The 19,232-nt window shown below is 37.9% G+C and carries 11 protein-coding genes; 5 read left to right on the top strand and 6 right to left on the bottom strand.

Going from position 1 to position 19,232, the window contains the following annotated elements; genetic code table 11:
• Window positions 1-7 precede the first annotated feature (7 nt).
• Window positions 8-2,203 (top strand): APC family permease, encoded by a 2,196-nt coding sequence (locus APB85_RS13400; RefSeq protein ID WP_057481934.1) that lies wholly within the window; start codon window positions 8-10, stop codon window positions 2,201-2,203.
• A 228-nt stretch (window positions 2,204-2,431) separates the two neighbouring features.
• Here APB85_RS13400 and APB85_RS13405 read toward each other — a convergent pair whose 3' ends face one another.
• The 6 genes from APB85_RS13405 to APB85_RS13430 all read right to left on the bottom strand — a co-directional run bounded on the left by APB85_RS13405 (window position 2,432) and on the right by APB85_RS13430 (window position 14,326).
• Window positions 2,432-3,325 (bottom strand): carbohydrate kinase family protein, encoded by an 894-nt coding sequence (locus tag APB85_RS13405; protein WP_057481935.1) that lies wholly within the window; start codon window positions 3,323-3,325, stop codon window positions 2,432-2,434.
• A gap of 159 nt (window positions 3,326-3,484) precedes the next feature.
• Window positions 3,485-5,227 carry a RagB/SusD family nutrient uptake outer membrane protein gene (locus tag APB85_RS13410; RefSeq protein WP_057481936.1) on the bottom strand — a complete coding sequence of 581 codons (1,743 nt, stop codon included), beginning with the start codon at window positions 5,225-5,227 and terminating at the stop codon, window positions 3,485-3,487.
• Between the two features lie 12 nt (window positions 5,228-5,239).
• Complete coding sequence (locus APB85_RS13415) at window positions 5,240-8,392, bottom strand: SusC/RagA family TonB-linked outer membrane protein (RefSeq protein ID WP_057481937.1); 3,153 nt, start codon at window positions 8,390-8,392, stop codon at window positions 5,240-5,242.
• Window positions 8,393-8,405: 13 nt separating this feature from the next.
• A complete protein-coding gene (locus APB85_RS13420; RefSeq protein WP_057481938.1) occupies window positions 8,406-10,001 on the bottom strand; it encodes a glycoside hydrolase family 32 protein in 1,596 nt (531 codons plus the stop codon).
• 11 nt (window positions 10,002-10,012) lie between these two features.
• Window positions 10,013-11,353 (bottom strand): sugar porter family MFS transporter, encoded by a 1,341-nt coding sequence (locus APB85_RS13425; RefSeq protein WP_057481939.1) that lies wholly within the window; start codon window positions 11,351-11,353, stop codon window positions 10,013-10,015.
• Window positions 11,354-11,596: 243 nt separating this feature from the next.
• Complete coding sequence (locus APB85_RS13430; protein WP_057481940.1) at window positions 11,597-14,326, bottom strand: substrate-binding domain-containing protein; 2,730 nt, start codon at window positions 14,324-14,326, stop codon at window positions 11,597-11,599.
• 431 nt (window positions 14,327-14,757) lie between these two features.
• Between APB85_RS13430 and APB85_RS13435 the strand changes: the two genes are divergently transcribed.
• From APB85_RS13435 to APB85_RS13450, 4 genes are read left to right on the top strand one after another with little or no spacing between them, the layout of a single operon-like run.
• Window positions 14,758-15,795, top strand: a complete 1,038-nt coding sequence (locus tag APB85_RS13435; protein ID WP_057481941.1) for a patatin-like phospholipase family protein — start codon at window positions 14,758-14,760, stop codon at window positions 15,793-15,795.
• 46 nt (window positions 15,796-15,841) lie between these two features.
• The gene (locus tag APB85_RS13440) at window positions 15,842-16,801 is read left to right on the top strand and encodes a hypothetical protein (RefSeq protein WP_146035381.1); all 960 of its coding nucleotides are present in this window, start codon (window positions 15,842-15,844) and stop codon (window positions 16,799-16,801) included.
• On the top strand, window positions 16,801-17,649 hold the full coding sequence (locus APB85_RS13445; protein WP_146035382.1) for a hypothetical protein: 849 nt from the start codon (window positions 16,801-16,803) through the stop codon (window positions 17,647-17,649). The genes APB85_RS13440 and APB85_RS13445 overlap by 1 nt, the downstream gene beginning before the upstream one ends.
• A 44-nt stretch (window positions 17,650-17,693) precedes the next feature.
• A complete protein-coding gene (locus APB85_RS13450) occupies window positions 17,694-19,211 on the top strand; it encodes an amidohydrolase family protein (protein ID WP_146035383.1) in 1,518 nt (505 codons plus the stop codon).
• The last annotated feature ends 21 nt before the right edge of the window (window positions 19,212-19,232 follow it).

Consider the following 19,232-nt stretch of genomic DNA (forward strand, 5'->3'; position numbering starts at 1 on the left):
CTGCAACTTGGGAAATAAAAATAAAAAGACGGTAAGCCCCGTAAAATCTTCCGGGCTAAGCACTTTTGCAGGTGTTTTCACACCATCTATTCTTACTATTCTTGGGGTTATAATGTACCTCCGATTTGGTTGGGTAGTGGGTAATGTTGGGTTATTAGGCAGTCTTATTATTGTAAGCCTTGCGACCTCTATCACTTTCCTAACCTCCCTTTCCCTAGCAGCTATAGCCACAGATCAACAAGTAAAGATAGGCGGAGCTTATTATATGATAAGCCGTTCTCTTGGTATTGAAAGTGGTGGCGCTGTTGGAATTTCTCTCTATCTGGCCCAGGCCCTGTCTGTTTCCATGTATACAGTAGGTTTTGCTGAAAGTATCGTGGAAGTGTTTCCAGTATTAAATGAGAAGCTAATTGCAGTATCTGCTATTCTTTTTGTTGCAGGGGTAGCTCTGGTTTCGGCTAAAGCAGCCAGTAGGGTGCAATATTTTATTCTTATCGCAATTGGTATCTCCCTTATTTCCCTAATCTTCGGAAGTCCCATAGAATCTACAGAAATCGAATTATGGGGCGCATCTCCAGAAAATTCGGTTCCGTTTTGGGTGGTATTTGCAGTTTTTTTTCCTGCAGTAACGGGTATTGACGTGGGCGTTAACATGTCTGGGGACCTAAAAGATGCAGGAAAATCAATTCCAAAGGGCACTTTTCTCGCTGTAGGTGTAGGTTATGTGGTATATATGGTGTTACCTGTGATTCTTGCTACGCGAGCTGATGCTATTAGCCTTGTAGAAGACCCCATGATTATGCGAAGAATCGCATTTTGGGGCGATGCCATTCTAATAGGAGTTTGGGGTGCAACCCTATCAAGCGCTCTTGGTAGCACTATGGCAGCACCACGGGTGTTGCAAGCCCTGGCGCGTGATGGTGTTTTACCTCGTTCCATGGCCCGACTGGGAAAGGGAAGTGGCAAAGAAAACCTTCCCCGAATGGGCACTATTTTTACACTTATTTTCACAATAACTGCTGTACTCCTGGGAGACTTAAATATAATAGCTCCTATACTAACCATGTTCTTTCTGACTGCCTATGGAGTATTAAACATCTCTGCTGGAGTTGAAAATATATTAAAATCTCCTTCCTTTAGACCTCGGTTTAAAGTTCACTGGTTTTTTTCCCTTCTAGGTGCAGCCGGTTGTATTAGTGCTATGATACTTATTAATCCATTGGCCACATTTATTGCCGCTATATTTGTATTTGGGATTTTCTTTTGGATTAAACGCAGAAACCTTGAAAAAACCTGGGGAGGAGTAGGACGAGGAATTCGATTAAGCCTCATTCGCTCTAGCCTTATGCAGCTTGGAGAAGTATCAGACCCCAAGAATTGGCGTCCTCATTTCCTGGTTTTATCGGGGGCTCCTATGAACCGCTGGCACCTAATCGCAATGGCTAATAGTTTTGTTCAGGAAAAAGCTATCATGACCGTAGCAACCATTCTTACCGAAAAGGATATTCATAAGAAAAGATTAATCGAACTGGAGAGACATACCAGGGAATTTCTTTCTAAAAAAGGGATTTATAGTCTGGTACGTATCGTACCAGCAGCCAATCCATATATTGGAGCTAAAACAATGGTAGACCATTATGGATTAGGAAGCCTCGCACCTAATACTATTATTCTGGGTGATACCCAGGAAGAAAGCCATTTGCCAGATTACTGCGATATGATCCATTATTTCTACAGGTCACAACGCAATATAATGATCTTTGATATGGAGGATGATTATGAGGCAAATCCCAAACAAAAAATTGATCTCTGGTGGGGAGGGTTAAAGCTAAACGGGGCTCTTATGATTGTAATGGCGCATTTGTTACAAAGAAGTGTGCAATGGTCAGACGCAGACCTAACCATCAAAATGGTTGTGCGCAACGAAGCTGCCAAAATAAGAACTGAAAAAAATCTGATCGAAATGATCGAGAAAATGCGCTCTAATGCCAGTTATAAGTTTATTATAGCCGGTGATAGAAATTTTCCAGAAATTCTTGCCGAATCGAGCCGTAAAGCCGATCTGGTCTTTCTAGGTTTAAAAGAGCCTGATGACGAATATGTAGATTACTATAAAAAGCTAAAGGCAAATACTTCCAGCCTTAAAAATAAAATATTTGTATTAGCTGGTGAAGATATTTCCTTTGAGGATGTACTTTTTTAAAAGATACTTTCTGGCAAATTAAGTCTTCTAATCCCTAAGCTCAGGAAATTCACTAAAATAGATTTTAATTGATGCTGCTTTCCTCTTTTGAATAATTTCTTCTGCGAAACATCTTTTTAATTCATAGGTATTTCATTAAACCCTTTACTGAAACCTAACACACTTTTTCTGGAAATCCAGATTTTTAATTTTATATCCAAATTATAGAGGTGCTCGCTTTACTTGCTCTCATTTCCCCTTCAAAAATTTATTGATTTTATCAATTTTTATTTCAGGATTTGCACCTTCTTCTCCTGCTACCAGTGCCCCCATTGCGCAGGCAAAATCGAGTGTACTTTGCGGATCTTCTTCTTTTAACAAGCCAGCAATCAAACTGGCCAGGAAGGAATCTCCTGCACCAACTGTATCTTTTACTTTAACTTTAAATCCGCTATTGTAAAATCGTTTTCCTCCTTTTAACAACACTGCGCCATGTCTACCCTTGGTAACACAAATAGTGGGAGTGTTTGTTTCTTCGGAAAGATATTGTAGGTTTTGTTCTAAAGAATTGTAAGGAGAGCCAATCATTTCGGCAATTTCAAATAGTTCGTCGTCATTAAATTTTATAAAATCTGCCTGGCTCAAAAGTTTTACCAATACTTCCTTTTCATAAAACGGAGGACGTAAATTTATATCGAAAACACAGTATTTTGCTTCAGGCAAGAGATTAAATAATGTATTTCGGCTTACCTCATCGCGGCAAACCAAACTTCCAAATATAAAAGCATCAGCTTTCTTTACGGCAGTTTTTATAGCTTCTGAAATTTCAATTTTATCCCAGGCCACCGGGTGTGAGATCTCATAAGTAGCAGAACCACCTGCAGATAATGTTACATTTACCACCCCGGTAGAATGGTCAGTATCTTTGGCAATATTTTCGGTTTTAATATTTTTAGATTTGAGATAAGAGAGTAGGTTCTCTCCTTTTTCATCGTCCCCTACTTTGCTAATCATTTCGGTTGAAATTCCTAATCCCGAAAGTCTGGAAGCTACATTTAGGGGTGCACCTCCAATTCTTTCACTCTCCGGAAAAACATCGTATAATATTTCGCCGAAACATATAGCTTGAGGGTAATTTGACATATTGTAAATTTTATGCTTTAAAATAATAAAATAGAAAAATTGCTCCTATAAAAAAAATACAATTAACTGTATAGAGTGTACTTTACTACTATTAGCGGTTTAATTTTTAGCGTAAATATATACAGGCAGTCTCAACTGCCTGTATATAAAACTTTAACTCTAATAGCCGGGATTCTGAACATACAATCCACCTGTAAAATCTATTTCACGCTGAGGGATTGGATAATATTCGTCCCTTCCTGCTGTAAAAACAGCGTTTGCAAGGAAATCTCTTTTTGTTTTTTCTTCGTCGAGATAGGCGTTTAGAGTTTCTGCAGCTTCTCCCCATCTTACAAGATCAAAAAACCTTGGTCCTTCCATCCCAAATTCCAGTCTTCTTTCAAATTTTAGAGCTTTCCAGGCAAATTCTTTACTAGGGAAAGAGTCGTATAATTCCACATTATAAATATTAGATGCCCCTGCTTCTACAGGTCTTGTACTACTGGCCGCTGCTCTTTCTCTTATTTCATTAATCAATGGAAGCGCTTCTTCATATCTATCTAATTGAATTAAAGCTTCTGCCTTAAATAAAAGCACATCTGCATAGCGTATGAAAATCACATTTCTTGAAGTTCCCACAAAAGGACCTTCCTTAACATAGCAAGAACAATCTGGCGCTTGCTGTTCTTTCATATTGCCGAAAAACCCATAAACTCCGGGGTCTCTTGCCCAGGTAAAATTATAGATCATATCTCCCTCTGAATTTACCGTATTTCTATATTTAAAAGGTCTCCCTGGTATCCCTACGGTATGGTCAAGTCTTGGATCTACAGATAGACCAGAATTTACTTCAACTGTACCATCTTCCTGTACATCGTTCAGAATATCTGAATTATTAAAAGTGTCCAATAATGGTAATCCTTCATTATTCGTCCGGAAAGCATTTACCATGTTTTGGCTGGCAAGGTGAAACCCACAACATCCGTAAAGACCGGTACCGTGTGGTGAATTTAGCCCGGTCACAAAACTTACCCTTCCTACTCTAGTACCATCATCAATAGAGAATTGAGCAGCCCATATAGACTCAGGACCATTCTCATATTCTACAAGAAAATTATTCCCATAATCTGGTTCAAGGCTTCCTGTAACCTCATCGGCATATTGAATTACTTCTTCAAGCATAGCTTGATTAATATTCACAACCTGGTGTGTTTCATTTTGTTCGTAGGCCTGATATAGTTTAACCTTAGCCAGGTATGCTGCTGCTGCGCTTTTATCTGCTCGTCCAACCTCATCCTGCGCCTGTGGAAGGTTATCGTATGCGAACTTAAAGTCATCGGCTATTTTGTTCCATAGCTCCTGGTTAGGAATATCGTTACTTGTTTCGGCTATTTCTTCCTGGGAAAGTTCTTCTGTGATGTAAGGTATCTTTTTAAAAATACGCTTTAGCATGAAATGAGAATGTGCTCGCAAAAATCTAAGTTCAGCCTGTCTTATGGTCTTTATTTGATATTCTTCTTCCGGAATATCATTGATTACTGACAATGCAAAATTAGCTCTTGAGATTGCTTTATAGTAATTGGTCCAGGTACGCGGCGCCATTAATTCTCCCTGATCTGGAACTGTTAAATAATACTGTTCATATCTATCTACTTCACCAACGTCTCCACGACCTCCTCCTCCTTTATAGGAATCGTCAGAACGTACACTACCATATACCCACATATTGGTTAGCGGACCTATCATATCATCATTGGCAATACTTGCATAAGCAGCGATCACAAGTGATTCGGCATTATCAGCCGTTTTAACGTTTTCGCTGGAAAGAACCCCTTCAGGTTCATATTCCAGAAAGTCTTCGGAACAGGAAACTAAAGTAAAAGCAAGTAATAATCCTGTTAGTATAAATTTTATATTTTTCATGATTCTATTTAATTAGAAATTGATATTAAGACCTACAGAAACTACGGTAGGTACAGGTATTCTATTCACATCTGTTCTTTCAGGGTCTGAGCCTATGTAATCTTCTGGAGTAAACCAGAAAAGGTTCTCACCTTGCAGGTAAATCCTAAAATTCTGTAATGGTGCTAATTTTTCAATCAAACCATCAGAAAGGGTGTACCCAAGCTGCATGTTTCTAATTTTGAAATATGAATTATTTCTGAACAGATAATCTGAGGTTCTTAGATCATTAAAGGCAAGTGATAAAGATGGAATAGTGCTCCCGGTATTATTAGGTGTCCAGGCATCTAAAACGCCCATACCTGCATTCTCTCTTCCCTGCACAAAGTTGTTCCAAAAGATATAAGGATCCTGACCAATTCTACCCGTTACCCCTGAACCAAATACTGAAAAATCCCAATTTCTATAACCAAGATCTATACGTATCCCGTACTCAAGATCTGGTAAAGTTGTTCCAATAAAGTCACGATCATCGGTATCTATAACCCCGTCGTTATTAAGATCTTTAAATTTTAAACTTCCTGGCCTGGCTCCAACCTGTTCTGGTGAATTGGCAATATCTTCTTCACTTTGAAAAAGACCATCGGTTTCATATCCAAAAATTGAAAATTGAGAATGTCCCAAAATTGAGTTTTCTGCGGTTCCCGGGAAAGCCGGTCGTACTTCTTCAGGAAGAAAGGTAATCTCGTCTTTGAAAGATGAGAAATTTGTTGAAACAGAAAATGTTAATCCGTTTTCCAGGGTATTGCTATAGTTTAAAGCAAACTCCCATCCTCTGGTTTGTGTAGAAGCACCATTTAGCACCCTTTGTTGACCTTCACCTAATACAGATGGAATTGGTGGAGTAGTCAATATATCTACTGTTTCCCTGGTAAAGTAATCGAAGGAGCCTGAAAGTGAATTATTGAAAAGTCCAAAATCAACACCAAAATTCCATTCTTTAGTGGTTTCCCATTTAAGATCGGGATTTTCGGCCTGCACAGATACAAAGCCCGAAGGTAAATTCCCTGTTCCATTGCCATTAATATCATAAGCTGTACCTATATTATAATACTGCTCAAAAAAGCCTCCCGTAAACTGTGAAAGTGTAGGGCCATACCTGGATTCGTATAGACCAAATCTAGCCAAATCCCCAATAGATTGATTTCCTACTTCACCATAACCTGCTCTCAATTTAAGATTAGTAATCGTCTCATTGTTCTTCAGGAATTTTTCATTACTTATTCTCCAACCCGCAGTAACAGCAGGGAAAACTCCATATCGATTGTTCTCCCCAAATCTTGAAGATCCATCCCTACGCACTGTAACCGAAGCTAAGTATCTATTATCAAATGAATAATTAAGTTTACCAAATTGTGATAATAATCTATTTCCAGAAGAACTTCCATTTGAGGTTCTTGCTCCGGTGGCAGCGTCAAGAACAAAATAAGACTCTTGTTCTACTGCAAAATCATCTGCCCTGGCAATAACCGAGTCAAAGTCATTTTTAACAGATTCCAAACCTAGTAAAACCCCAAACTCGTGATTATCTAACTCCAGTTTATAATTAAGAGTATTTGTAAAAACTACGCTTGTGTATTTGTTTGTATCAAATGTTAGCCTATTATTACTTCTGGTAATAAAGCCATTGTTTACACGTGGTTCAATATCTTTCCTTTTAAAATCACTAAAATCTATTCCCAGGCTAGTCCTAAAAGTTAGATTTTCCATTAGGTCTACTTCTGCATAAATATTTCCGAAGAAATTATTTTTTTCAGCATTATCCCAACGGTTTAAATACTGCATTAATAACGGATTATTCCTATCTGAATACCCAGCACCTAACGGCCCTGCAAAATCTCCATTTGCATCGTAAACCGGAATGGTAGGAGCTAAAGAAATTGCAAGACCAGGGGTGGGAGCTCCCCCAACATCCTGCGCAGCAAGGGTTTCATCTGAAGTAGAAAATTGAGTGTTTACCCCAAACCTCACTTTATCATCAAAAAGCTTAGTATTAGCATTTATTTTAGCCGTGTACCTTTCGTAATTGGTATGCTTTAATATCCCGGTATTTTTTAAATGACCAAGGTTTACAAAAAATGAAGACTTCTCTGAATTTGCAGATACGGTAAGTTCATTATTATAAACATATCCAACCTCATATAATTCATCCTGCCAGTCTGTATCTCCAACGGGTACATTTTCGTCTCCTCCAACAAAAGGCTGAACGCTAACTCCGTTTAATATTGGATTATCATAATCCATATTCCAATCAAAATTATAGATCTCTCCATATCCAGAAGCAGGATCGGCACCATCATTTACTGAAGCTCTCCAGAGGGCCTGGCCCCGCTGTACAGCATTTAACATATCATAACGTTGTTGCTTTTCAGATTGCACAGAAAAGTTAGAATTATAACTTACGCTTACTTTCTCTGCAGATCCAGAGCTATTTTTAGTAGTTACAACAATTACCCCGTTACCAGCTCTTGCTCCATAAAGAGAAGAAGCCGATGCATCTTTTAGCACCTGTATAGATTCAATGGCATCTGGATTTAAAGATGAAAATACTTCCTGGCGCTGGGTGGGAACCCCGTCTATAACATAAAGGGGATCGTTATTGCCAAGAGTAGTAACCCCCCGAATAAGTACTCGGCTACTTGCCCCGGTTGGATCTCCAGATTTTTCAACAAATAACCCAGGAACACGACCCTGAAGAGCCTGCATTGCATTACCCGAACTTCGGCTTTGACCTTCAATAGGTGCAACATCTACTACGGTTATTGCGCCGGTAACATCTACTTTTCGTTCCCGAGAGTAACCTGTTAATACTACCTGATCCAGTAAAGCAGCATCGGCTTCCATTACTACATCAATAGTTGTTCTGCCATCTACCGGCACTTCTGTTTGTTTATAACCTACAAAAGTAAATACCAGTGTCGCATCTGGAGAGACTCCATCAATACTATAATTTCCATCAAAATCTGTTGAGGTTCCTGTTGATGTTCCTTTTACTGAAACCGTGGCTCCCAATAAGGGCATTCCTTCTTCAGCAGTAGTTACATTTCCTGTTACCTGTATCTCTTGTGCTGTGATCAAATTAGCACACAGCAAGAGAAACAGAAAAAAGCTTAGTTTTAGTTTCATAATTAGGTTTTTATTAAAATTTTAGTTGGTAGGCTTCTATTTCATCCAGGCTTAATTCACCATTCTCTGGTATTATAGATAGTTGTTCCCAGGGATAATTAGGAAAAACTATTTCTGTTATTACAGTTTTTCCGTCATCATAGAATAGTTCTATTGAAGTTTTATCCAGAATAATAACTCCGTCTAGTTCTTTATCTTCTGAAATACGTGGTGCTACGGAAATCTTATTCGCAAAATCTTCAGAAAACTCTGTTTGTCCCGCCCCAGATCTATCTAAATAGAATTCCTTTTTAGGATGGTTATATCCAAAAATAAGTTCATCTCCCTGGCTATTGGAAAGTTTAAATTTGTAATTAGATTGCTGAAGATCAGAAATTTTAAACCTTATTTCAGCACTGGTTAGATCAATTTTAGAAGAATCTATTAGTTTAGTCTCTTCTTCAATTTTTATATCCTTTTCCTGATAGCTTATCCCTCTATAATTTTTAAGCTCTTTTACCGGCATGGAAGAAATAGTATAAGCATCATTTTCTTTCTCTAACCTCAATTCGCGGGCAATGGTCATAGCACTTCTCCAGGTTTCTGTTGGCACCTCCTGTGCATATAACCAGTTAGACATCCACCCCATAAACAGCGTTCTCCCATTTTCTTTAGGGATATTGGCCCAGGTTACTCCTGCATAATTATCTTTTCCAAAGTCGATCCAATAAGAATGATCTTCACCTACTCCTTTCATAGACTCATCTAAAGTGAAAGTTTTTCCATCAAAATCGCCTACGAAGTATTGTGTACCTGAACCTCCATTGAATCCGCCGGGATTTAAACTTTGAATCAGCACCCACTTTTTCTCATCTGTTCCTTTCACGTTCATTTGTATAAAGTCTGGACATTCCCAAACCCCACCGTGAGCACCTAACCCACGGCCGAATTCAGAAGCTAACTCCCAATCCTTTAAATTTTGAGAAGTATAAAACATGGTTTTGTCATCGGCAGAAAGAACCATAATCCATTGATCATGAACCTCATCACGTGTTATTTTTGGATCACGGAAATCACGAATTTCCGGATTCTCAATCACAGGATTTCCTTCATATTTCGTGAAAGTTTTTCCTTCATCCAGACTATAGGCAATAGCCTGGGACTGATAATCTATTTCTCCATCTTTTTCACCTTTAGGATCGTGATAGGTAAACATGGCAATTATAGGAGTCTTCCCTTCCTCCCCGAAACCGGAGGTGTTATTGTGGTCTACTACTGCACTACCGGAAAAAATATATCCTTTCTCATCTGGATATAACGCTATTGGTTGCTCTTTCCAGGTGATCATATCGGTACTTATCGCATGGCCCCAGTGCATAGGTCCCCATACATTATCATCTGGGTAATGCTGAAAATAAAGATGGAAATATCCATTATGGTAGAACATCCCATTAGGATCGTTCATCCACCCAGATTCTGGTGTAAAGTGAAAGTTTGGTCGGAAATCGGTATCACTTTGAGCCGTAACTTCCGAAGTTTCCTCATTAGACTCTTTTTTGTTGTCCTTACAGGAAAATAGTAGCATCGCGCTAAGAAGACAAGAAGAAAGAAATATAAATTTATTTTTCATAATTGATAATTTTATTGTTGAAAAGCTTGATTGTTAGTACTCGGAGATAATTCTTCACCCAGTTCTTCCAGGGTTTTACCTTTAGTTTCAGGCATCATAAAAATCACGAAGATTAGTTGTAGTACCATCATAAAGGCGAAAAAGGCAAAAACATAACCAGGACCAATTGTGGTAAAAAGTACCGGTACTAAAGAAGGTACGATTGCCGCCAGCACCCAGTGCGTAGAAGATCCAAATGCCTGTCCCGATGCTCTTAAGTGATTAGGGAATATTTCAGAGATAAATACCCAAATTACCGCGCCCTGGCCAATGGCGTGCGCCGCAATAAAAAGGAAAAGAAATATAGGAACCCAAAGTCCGCCCCAATTCAAAAAGAAAGCTGCGGCAACCAGGGACAAGGAAATGATATACCCTATTGAACCTACGAACATAAGTTTTTTTCTTCCTACCCGATCTATTAGGAAAACTCCCAAAAGCGTAAAAAGTAGATTAACCACACCGATTCCAATACTACTTAGAAGAGCTGTATTAGCTTCTAATCCGGCTGATTCAAAAATTCGGGGAGCGTAATACAGGAATGCGTTTATTCCGGAAAGCTGATTAAAAAATGCTACTAAAAAAGCCAGAATTAAAGGGAAACGATATTTCTTCATAAAGATATTCTCTCCCATAATTTGGTTTTCAGATTGCTTTTTAATCTCCAGCATTCTTTTTTCGAGATCGGCTTCAGGATTAATATCCTCAAGTATTTTAGCCGCTTCTTCGGTTCTGGATTTAGAAATAAGCCAACGCGGACTTTTAGGAATAAATACCACAAAAATGATATAAATGAATGCCGGGATAGCTTCTACCCCAACCATCCAACGCCAGGGTTGAGCCCCGGTATCGCGAAGTAAATAGTTAGAGAGATAAGCGATTAAAATCCCTAAAACGATATTAAATTGATACAGCGATACTAACCTACCCCTGTCTTTAGGCGGGGCAATTTCTGATACATAAGTAGGAGCTGCAATGGTTGAGGCTCCAACACCTAATCCTCCTAAGAACCGAAAAATTGCAAAAGTTATAGGATCGTTTGCAAATGCTGAACCCAGTGCCGAAACAAGGTAAAGTATACCTATTACTAATAGCGTGTTCTTTCTACCAAACTTATTGGTGGGGATTCCTCCAAAAATGGCACCTACTACGGTTCCCCAAAGTGCCATCGCCATAACAATAGACCCGTGAAAAGCATCTGAGGTTCCCCATAGTTCCTGTAGCTGTTTATCGGCTCCGGAAATAACAACGGTGTCAAATCCGAAAAGAAAACCTGCTAAAGCAGCACTAATTGACCAGGCAAAAATTTTACTCATATCGTAATTTCTTAAGTGTGAAACTAAGCTATGTTTAAAATTCCCTACCGTATTTTAGGAATCCTTAAAATGATTATAAAATTGTTAATTAAAACAAAATAAATCTAAAAACACCTGTTATACAGTGCTTTAAAGAATATTTGCAGAATTCACGAAACCGTTATAGTTTTAATTTTGATACAAAAAGTTGAATTTTGTTACCTAAACAAAAGGGATATTCGAAATCGTTTTAGTAAAATGTAACTAACTTCTAAACTGTTTTGGGCTAGTACCATATTTATTCTTAAAGGATGTAGAAAAATAGCCGGGAGAAGCGTAACCAACTTCATAAGCAATTTCAGAAATATTTAAATTGGTTTCCTGCAACAGGCTTTTAGCTTTACTAAGTCTTTGAGCATTGATATAATCACTTATACTTATACCCATAATAGCTTTGACCTTTCGGTAAAGCTGTACTCTGGAAATCCCCAGTTGATGTGCCAGGTCTTCTACATTAAAACCGGTTTGTTTTAGGTTCTTTTCTATAAGAGAATTAAGTTCCTTTAAGAAAGCCTGTTCTGAATCTTCAAATTTATTGTCTTTAACCTGATCTATTTTGTTGGTATAATAATAACGTAATTTTTCCCTGTTAAATAAAGCCGATCTTAAAGACTCTTTTAGAATTTCAAAGTTAAAAGGTTTGGTAATATAGGAGTCGGCACCAGCTTTTAAAGCTTTTAAACGAGATTCTTCATCGCTTAACGCAGTAAGAATTAAAGTAGGAATGTGAGAGGTACGCAGATCGCTTTTAAGTTCTTTACAGATTTCAAATCCGCTTTTTTCTGGAAGATTTAGATCACAAATAATTACATCTGGAATAATTTCAAGAGCTTTTTCCAGGGCATCGGTACCATCAGAGAGTTCTACTTTGTAATCTACCAGTAATTTTTTCTTCAGAAGATAAGAAAGATCTGTATTATCTTCAATAATTAAAATTGTTTCAGCATTTTCATCTATAGACTGGGAAAGCTCTTCGGGAATGTAGTTGCTTTCCAGTTCCTTTGCAGATACTTCTTTCTCAATTTCTAAAGTGTCCTCCACAAATTCGTATGCAGCCAGATGATCTTTACCCTTCAGCAATTCTATTTTAAACTCTGTTCCCTGGTGGGAGGAAACCGAAATCTTGCCTTTATGAAGCTCTACAAACTGCCTGGTAATATATAACCCAAGTCCCGAGCTGGGTTTGGCATTATTCCCCGCCTGCCTAAAAGGATCAAATATCTTATTGAAATCTTCTTTAGGAATTCCTATTCCTGAATCTTTAAATCGAACCTCTACTTTATCTTCCCCGATTTCTTCTATGCTAATATTAATTTGACCGTTTTTTGGCGTGAATTTAAAAGCATTGGAAAGCATATTAAAAAACACCTTATCCATCATATCCCTATCAATATAAACCATCACTTCCTTAATGTTGGATTCGAGCTTTAAATCAATAGATTTCTTTAAGGCTTCAGATTTAAAATCTTCGTAGATATTTTCTATAAATTCATATAAATTGGTTTTTAAAGGTTTGAGCCTAAAACTACCACTCTCTAACTTTCTAAAATCCAAAAGCTCGTTAATAAGCCTTAATAATCTACCCGAATTTTTGCTGATAAGGCTGGTTTCATAAGCAAAATCTTTAAGTTGTTTATTAGGGTTTTGACCTAAGCTTTCTATAGCGCTGGTAATTAATGTAAGCGGAGTTTTAAATTCATGAGACAGCGCGGTAAAGAAATTGATCTTTACTTCGTTGGAAACCTCTAGCTGTTCCGCAAATTTTTCAATTTGGTTACGCTGGGTAATTATCTTCCTGTTATTTAGCTCCAATCTTCGCTTACGCTTTTTTAATTTAAATACCAGGTAAACAGCCCAAAGTCCCAGTAGGAGAAGCAGGATAAACAGAACAACCATAATCTTTAAAAGATAATTTTGCGAGTTATAGGTAGCCAACTGCTCTTTTATTACTGACTGTTGCTGTTCGATATCATTTTGCTGCTGGTTCATTTTATTGAACTGGTTCTGCATGATATCTACATTCACTTTATCAATAACCACCGTATTTAAAATATTGTTCTTTTCAATATTGTCCCCGGCCAGTAATTGGGTAGCAAGCTTAATCGCTTCTGCCCCACCGGTTGGATATAACACCGTGGCAGCAAGGATATTTTCTTTCACCAATTGTATACCGCCACTTGGCCCAAAAAGGCCATCTACACCAATAATTTGAATACTATCTGTTAGGTTTTCACTTCGCGCTACTTCCCAGGCACCCATGGCCATACGGTCGTTATGGGCAAAAATGAAATCTGGAGCTTCTATAGAATCTAAAAGAGATTGAAGATCCTTATTCACCGAAGTTTTCTCCCAATCTCCGGCTATGGTACCTACAACCTCAATATTCTCCTGCTTTGAAATCACTTTGCGAAACCCCCGGCTACGTTCATAGGCAGGAGAAGATGCTTGTAAACCCGTGATCTCGATAAGCTTTAGCTCCTTTCCAGGGGTGGAATTGGAAATTATATAATTAGCGGCATTTTCACCAATTTCAACATTGTTTGCTCCTACATAAGCGGTATAGTTACTTCCTTCAATTTTACGATCTATAACTATGGTGGGAATACCCGCATTCATAGCTTTCTCAATTACCGGAGTAATAGGAACTGATTGAATGGGCGATACAATTAAAACATCTACTCTTTTTTCAATAAAATCTTCTACCTGGGCAATTTGTCTCTCAACATCGTTATGAGCATCTTTAATTTCAAGATTAAGATTAGGATGCATTGAAGCTTCTACTTTCATGGCCCTATTCATTTCTTTACGCCAGTTATCGGTAGTCATGGCTTGTACAAAGCCTATTGTATAAATATCCTCTTGCTCTCTATCTAGCCCACACGAGATCGTAGCTAAAGAAAAAATAATTAATACTATACAATATAGATTCTTCATAAACCGTCACTATAATTAAATATTAAACAGATGCTAAATATAGCTTTCACTTTCTTCAATAATGATACAAATTTCTTTTAATTCAATCCTTGCCAGAGCCTTATTCATTTAAAATGATTTAATAATATTTACGTTCAACCGCTTTCAAAGGAAATCAATTCTACAGGTTTGGCTAGAAATGTTTTCTGAATGTATCTTCTGATTTATGAAATGAGGCTTTCTGGATTTTTTAATAATAAAATATGAGCGCGATGGATAGTTTCTAAATTCTACAAAACAACAAACCTATATTATTCTGATTTTTAGCGTTTTATTTATCTGAATTTAAGATATTTTTGATAGATTTAAATCAGCTTTACATACTCCTACCGCAAAAAGCGATTCCCCATCAGCTCTAAAAATTAAAAAGTACTTGAAACTGAAATTACTTTATGAAAAAAATCAGAATTTTATCAATAGATGGTGGCGGAATTAGAGGAATATTACCGGGAACAATTTTGACCTATCTGGAAGATGAACTAAAAAAGAAAACCAACAATCCTCATGCTTCCATTTCAGAATATTTCGATTTTTTTGCCGGTACCAGTACAGGTGGAATTCTTACGCTTATTTATCTTATTCCAGATGAAAATGGCATCAATAAATACAGTGCAAGAGATGCTTTAAAGATCTATTTGGAAAAAGGCGAAGAAATTTTCAATGTTCCCCTCAAGAATAAAATTGAAAGTCTGGGCGGGATTATAGATGAGAAATACCCTGAAGCCGCCCTGGAAAAGAATTTAGAATACTACTTCAATAAAAGTACTTTATCTGAAAGCCTTAAACCCTGCCTGGTTCCCAGCTATGATATTAGAAACCGCAGGGCTCACTTTTTTACGAGCATAGAAGCTAAACGAAGTAAGTTGTATGATTTTTATATAAAGGATGTAGCCAGATCAGCTTCTGCAGCGCCTAAATATTTTGAAGCAACCCGTATAAAATCTATTTATGGTACGCCATATTCATTAATCGACGGCGGCGTTTTTGCAAATAACCCCACGCTCTGTGCCTATGCAGAAGCAAGGAATATCGCTTTCTCTAAAGAATTGAAAAATCCCGACAAACCCGATAAACCCAGCGCAAAAGATATGTTGATATTTTCAATAGGAACGGGAGATGTTAAAGAGCCCTATACTTATGAAGAATATAGCGATGCGGGCATGTTAAAGTGGATAAAACCATTGATCGATATTATGATGAGCGGAAATTCAGAAACCGTAGATTATCAATTGAAGAAAATTTATGAAACGCTGCAACCTGGAGATTCTCTGGACTATCGTATTCAGCCGGAACTGATCCATGCAGATAGCGCTATGGACAATGCCAGGAAAGAAAACATATTGGCGCTGCACGAAGATGGTCTAAATACGGTTACCGAAAATAAGGAGGAACTAGACCTTATTGTAGATAAGCTAATACGGGAGCACTAATAGCTTTTGTACGAGGACTTATTGAATAAAATAAACACCAAAGCATATGGCTCGTATTTTTTGGTTACAAATAGCATTAATGTTGGGAATTTCCAACACGGCCAGCGCCCAGGTGGTTTCGCATTATCCTGCCGAGCTGCCTACTTTTCAATATGGATTTTCCGCAAAACTAAATTTTGAAGTACAGCGATTTTCGAATTTTAGGTTGAGCCTGGTGGCTGGCGCCGGAAAAAGATTCAATGAAATAGAATTTTTACAACCCACCATTCATACAGAAGTTCAACTTTACCGGGGCGGAATGGGGAGCTCGCTTTCAGTATTTCAACAGCGAAAATTAAATATCGATTACATAGTATCGTTTCTAATGATTGGCGGGATTAAAAGCAGAACAGCTATAGATTTGGAAAAACGCTTCAACCCCATTAATTTTTTCAACGATAATTCGGCTACTCCCCTGCAAAATCCGTTTTATAACTCAATCTCTTTAGGCACCAACTATATCTTTTTTTCAGATTCTTTCAAAAAGGCTCAGTACATAGGTTTTTTGAATCTCAATATTCAGCGAACCTACCAGTTTAGCTATTATAACGACGGTACACCTTTCCATTTTATAGGGCTTGGGGATGGCTATGACCGTTATTTTACCGGCGGTGGATTCTTTGCCTATTATGGTGAACTTTTAGACGATATTAACCTCATCGAATTCTCTTTTAATAAGTTCACTGGCTACCAGCAAGATGCTTTCGAGCTGGCCAATCACTTGCAAATCGATTTTCTGCCTTATAAAGATTATAGAAATTATTATTACAACCAGAGCAGATTTAGGTTAAAAATTGGCAGTAATAAACACGGTTTTTCTGCTATGTTTTCGGGTTATGATATACAAACCAGGGACGGGCAGGATCTTATCCATTACCTAATTCATTCCGCCTACCATCCCAATCCTGACCGTAATTGGAGACCGGCCATTGGCATTAGTTATAATTATATCAACGAGCAGTTTTAATGAAAAAAGTCTTATCATATATAGCGATTTTGATGTTCTTTCCCAGTTGTGGTTTATTCAACCTGCGCTGTAATTGGTTCGACCTGTGCTACCGGGTAAAAAATGAACAGGATGCAAGTTTCCCCAACAATATAAAAAGCAGTTTTGATCTTAGTCATTACGATATTTATGTTTTTAACCTGTGTGAATCTTATACGAATGAGGATCCTGATGGCAACTATGAACTCCTGCAATACCCGGTTTTTGAAAATTGCAGGGTAAATACTTCAGAAAAGATTATTGAACAAAATATCCTTTTACTTCCCAGGCAACTGGAGAATGATACCGTACTCTATATTACTTCATTTTCGCATAAAAACTTATATAAAGACAAGGGCGTTTTTAATTGTTCAGAATTTAAGGATACTTTTTTTGTAGAGGATACCGATTTTATTTTCATCGGAAAAAAGACTAAAGATCATACGTTGGAATTCAAAGACAAATCTGGCAAAATTGCAAGATGGTATTATCAAAAAGATGCGAATTCCCTGAAAGTAAACCAGGTTAGTTTACCAATATCACCTTCAAATCCAGAATCACCAATTAGATTGAGTTCCGCCTTTTCTGCCCAAATGATCTTTTATAAAGAAGATTTCCATTTAGAATATGGAAAGGCTGCTTACCCAGAATGTTTTACGGATATAAAAAGACCAAAACCATTCAAAAAAGTCAAAAATTTCAAGGGAAAGATCGACAAAATTTACCTGACCGATAAACACCTCTTTTTTATGTCTAAAATGAATGGTTTTAAAGAATACTATCAATTTAAAGATAAAAGAATACGGTTTGATCGTTCCGGCCAAAACTAAAGAATGTATCTAAACACTTAAATCAACTTCAAAAAACTATTATTATGAAATCACATTTTTTTGTTGACATCCACTGCCACCCTTCCATGAAACCTTACGCGAGATCTTTTGCACACACTCCTGGCCTACAATCCAGGAACCCGCGGCATAAACATTCTATGTGGTTTCACGATGCGCCTTCACTTTTCGATAAATTAAAGAATTACATCGCTACCCTTACCAACTTCGTACAAAGTGACGGTACCAGTTTAAAACGAGGACGGGTAGCTGTGGTTTGTCTCTCTTTTTATCCTCAAGAAAAACCCTTTTTCGTGAACAAACTGGGGAAAGGAATTGTTTCAGATGTACTCAGCAAACTTGCTACGGAATTTGGGCAGGAAAGGATAGATCATATTCAGGATTTAAAAAGCTATTGGGAAGATCTTCGACTTGAAATGAAATTCCTAAAACAGGAAAGTGGCCATGAAGTTACTATCGATGGTGAGAAAGTAAGCTATTCGATCACCAATAGCTACGCTGAAATTGAAATGGCCGAAAGAAATGAGGAACTGGGAGAAACCAGAATCATCTTTGTTCCAACCATTGAAGGAGCACATGTTTTTGACCAGGTAATGAATCCTAACGAAGCCTGGAATAAATATCCCGATGGGGTGAGCAAAAAAGAACTGAAAAGGCTTATTAAAAGAGTAAAAGAATTGCGTAGGGAAGAAAATGGCTTAATACGACCTGTATTTATAACAATCGCCCACCACTTCTGGAACGGCCTCTGTGGACACTCCCGAAGTTTGGGAGGTTTGGTAAAGTGCGTAATAGATCAACAAAACGCTTTAGGGGAAGGACTTACTGAAGCCGGAAAACTTGCCATTACCGCCATGCTGGAAAAAGAAAATGACCAAGATGGGAATCCCGTACCACCTATATATGTGGACATAAAACATATGAGCCGCAAATCACGTTTAGAATACTTTAATTTGCTAGAAGATTTTGAAGGGCAAAACATTCCTATTCTGGTAAGTCATGGTGGAGTTACCGGTCTTTCCGAGCCCGGCGGCATCAATCAAACACCGGCAGCACAACAGGGCCTGTTTATGACCGATGATATTAATTTTTACGATGATGAAATTGTAAAAATCGGGCTTTCAAATGGGCTATTCGGCATTCAACTGGATGAGCGGAGAATCGCTTCTAAACTGGTTTTGCGAGAAGCTCGTGGAAATATAAAAAGACGTGATATTCTTTATGGCTGGTCTAAATTAGTATGGTACCAGATTAGGCATATCGCCGAAGTTTTAGACTTAAACGGCCAATACGCCTGGGGTATCCAGGCTTTAGGCACCGATTTCGACGGGATAATTGATCCTATTAATGGTTACTGGACTTCACAGGAATTAAACAAGCTTGACGATTACCTGCTTATGCACGTCTACAATTATATTAAAGAAGTGAAAGAACCTTGTCCGCTCCTACAGGCCAGAAACAAATCTGTTTCCCCTGAACATATTGTAGAACGCGTAATGACCAGCAATGCCCTGAATGTTTTATCGAAGATGATGGGTAGTTAACAGAATATTTTTCATCAAACT

Source organism: Salegentibacter mishustinae, from assembly GCF_002900095.1.
GTDB lineage: Bacteria > Bacteroidota > Bacteroidia > Flavobacteriales > Flavobacteriaceae > Salegentibacter > Salegentibacter mishustinae.

Bases quoted from the DNA above. Each gene is read 5' to 3' on its own strand.
- APB85_RS13405 (WP_057481935.1), bottom strand. From the start codon at position 3,325: ATGTCAAATTACCCTCAAGCTATATGTTTCGGCGAAATATTATACGAT.
- APB85_RS13410 (WP_057481936.1), bottom strand. From the start codon at position 5,227: ATGAAAAATATAAAATTTATACTAACAGGATTATTACTTGCTTTTACT.
- APB85_RS13415 (WP_057481937.1), bottom strand. From the start codon at position 8,392: ATGAAACTAAAACTAAGCTTTTTTCTGTTTCTCTTGCTGTGTGCTAAT.
- APB85_RS13420 (WP_057481938.1), bottom strand. From the start codon at position 10,001: ATGAAAAATAAATTTATATTTCTTTCTTCTTGTCTTCTTAGCGCGATG.
- APB85_RS13425 (WP_057481939.1), bottom strand. From the start codon at position 11,353: ATGAGTAAAATTTTTGCCTGGTCAATTAGTGCTGCTTTAGCAGGTTTT.
- APB85_RS13430 (WP_057481940.1), bottom strand. From the start codon at position 14,326: ATGAAGAATCTATATTGTATAGTATTAATTATTTTTTCTTTAGCTACG.
- APB85_RS13435 (WP_057481941.1), top strand. From the start codon at position 14,758: ATGAAAAAAATCAGAATTTTATCAATAGATGGTGGCGGAATTAGAGGA.
- APB85_RS13440 (WP_146035381.1), top strand. From the start codon at position 15,842: ATGGCTCGTATTTTTTGGTTACAAATAGCATTAATGTTGGGAATTTCC.
- APB85_RS13445 (WP_146035382.1), top strand. From the start codon at position 16,801: ATGAAAAAAGTCTTATCATATATAGCGATTTTGATGTTCTTTCCCAGT.
- APB85_RS13450 (WP_146035383.1), top strand. From the start codon at position 17,694: ATGAAATCACATTTTTTTGTTGACATCCACTGCCACCCTTCCATGAAA.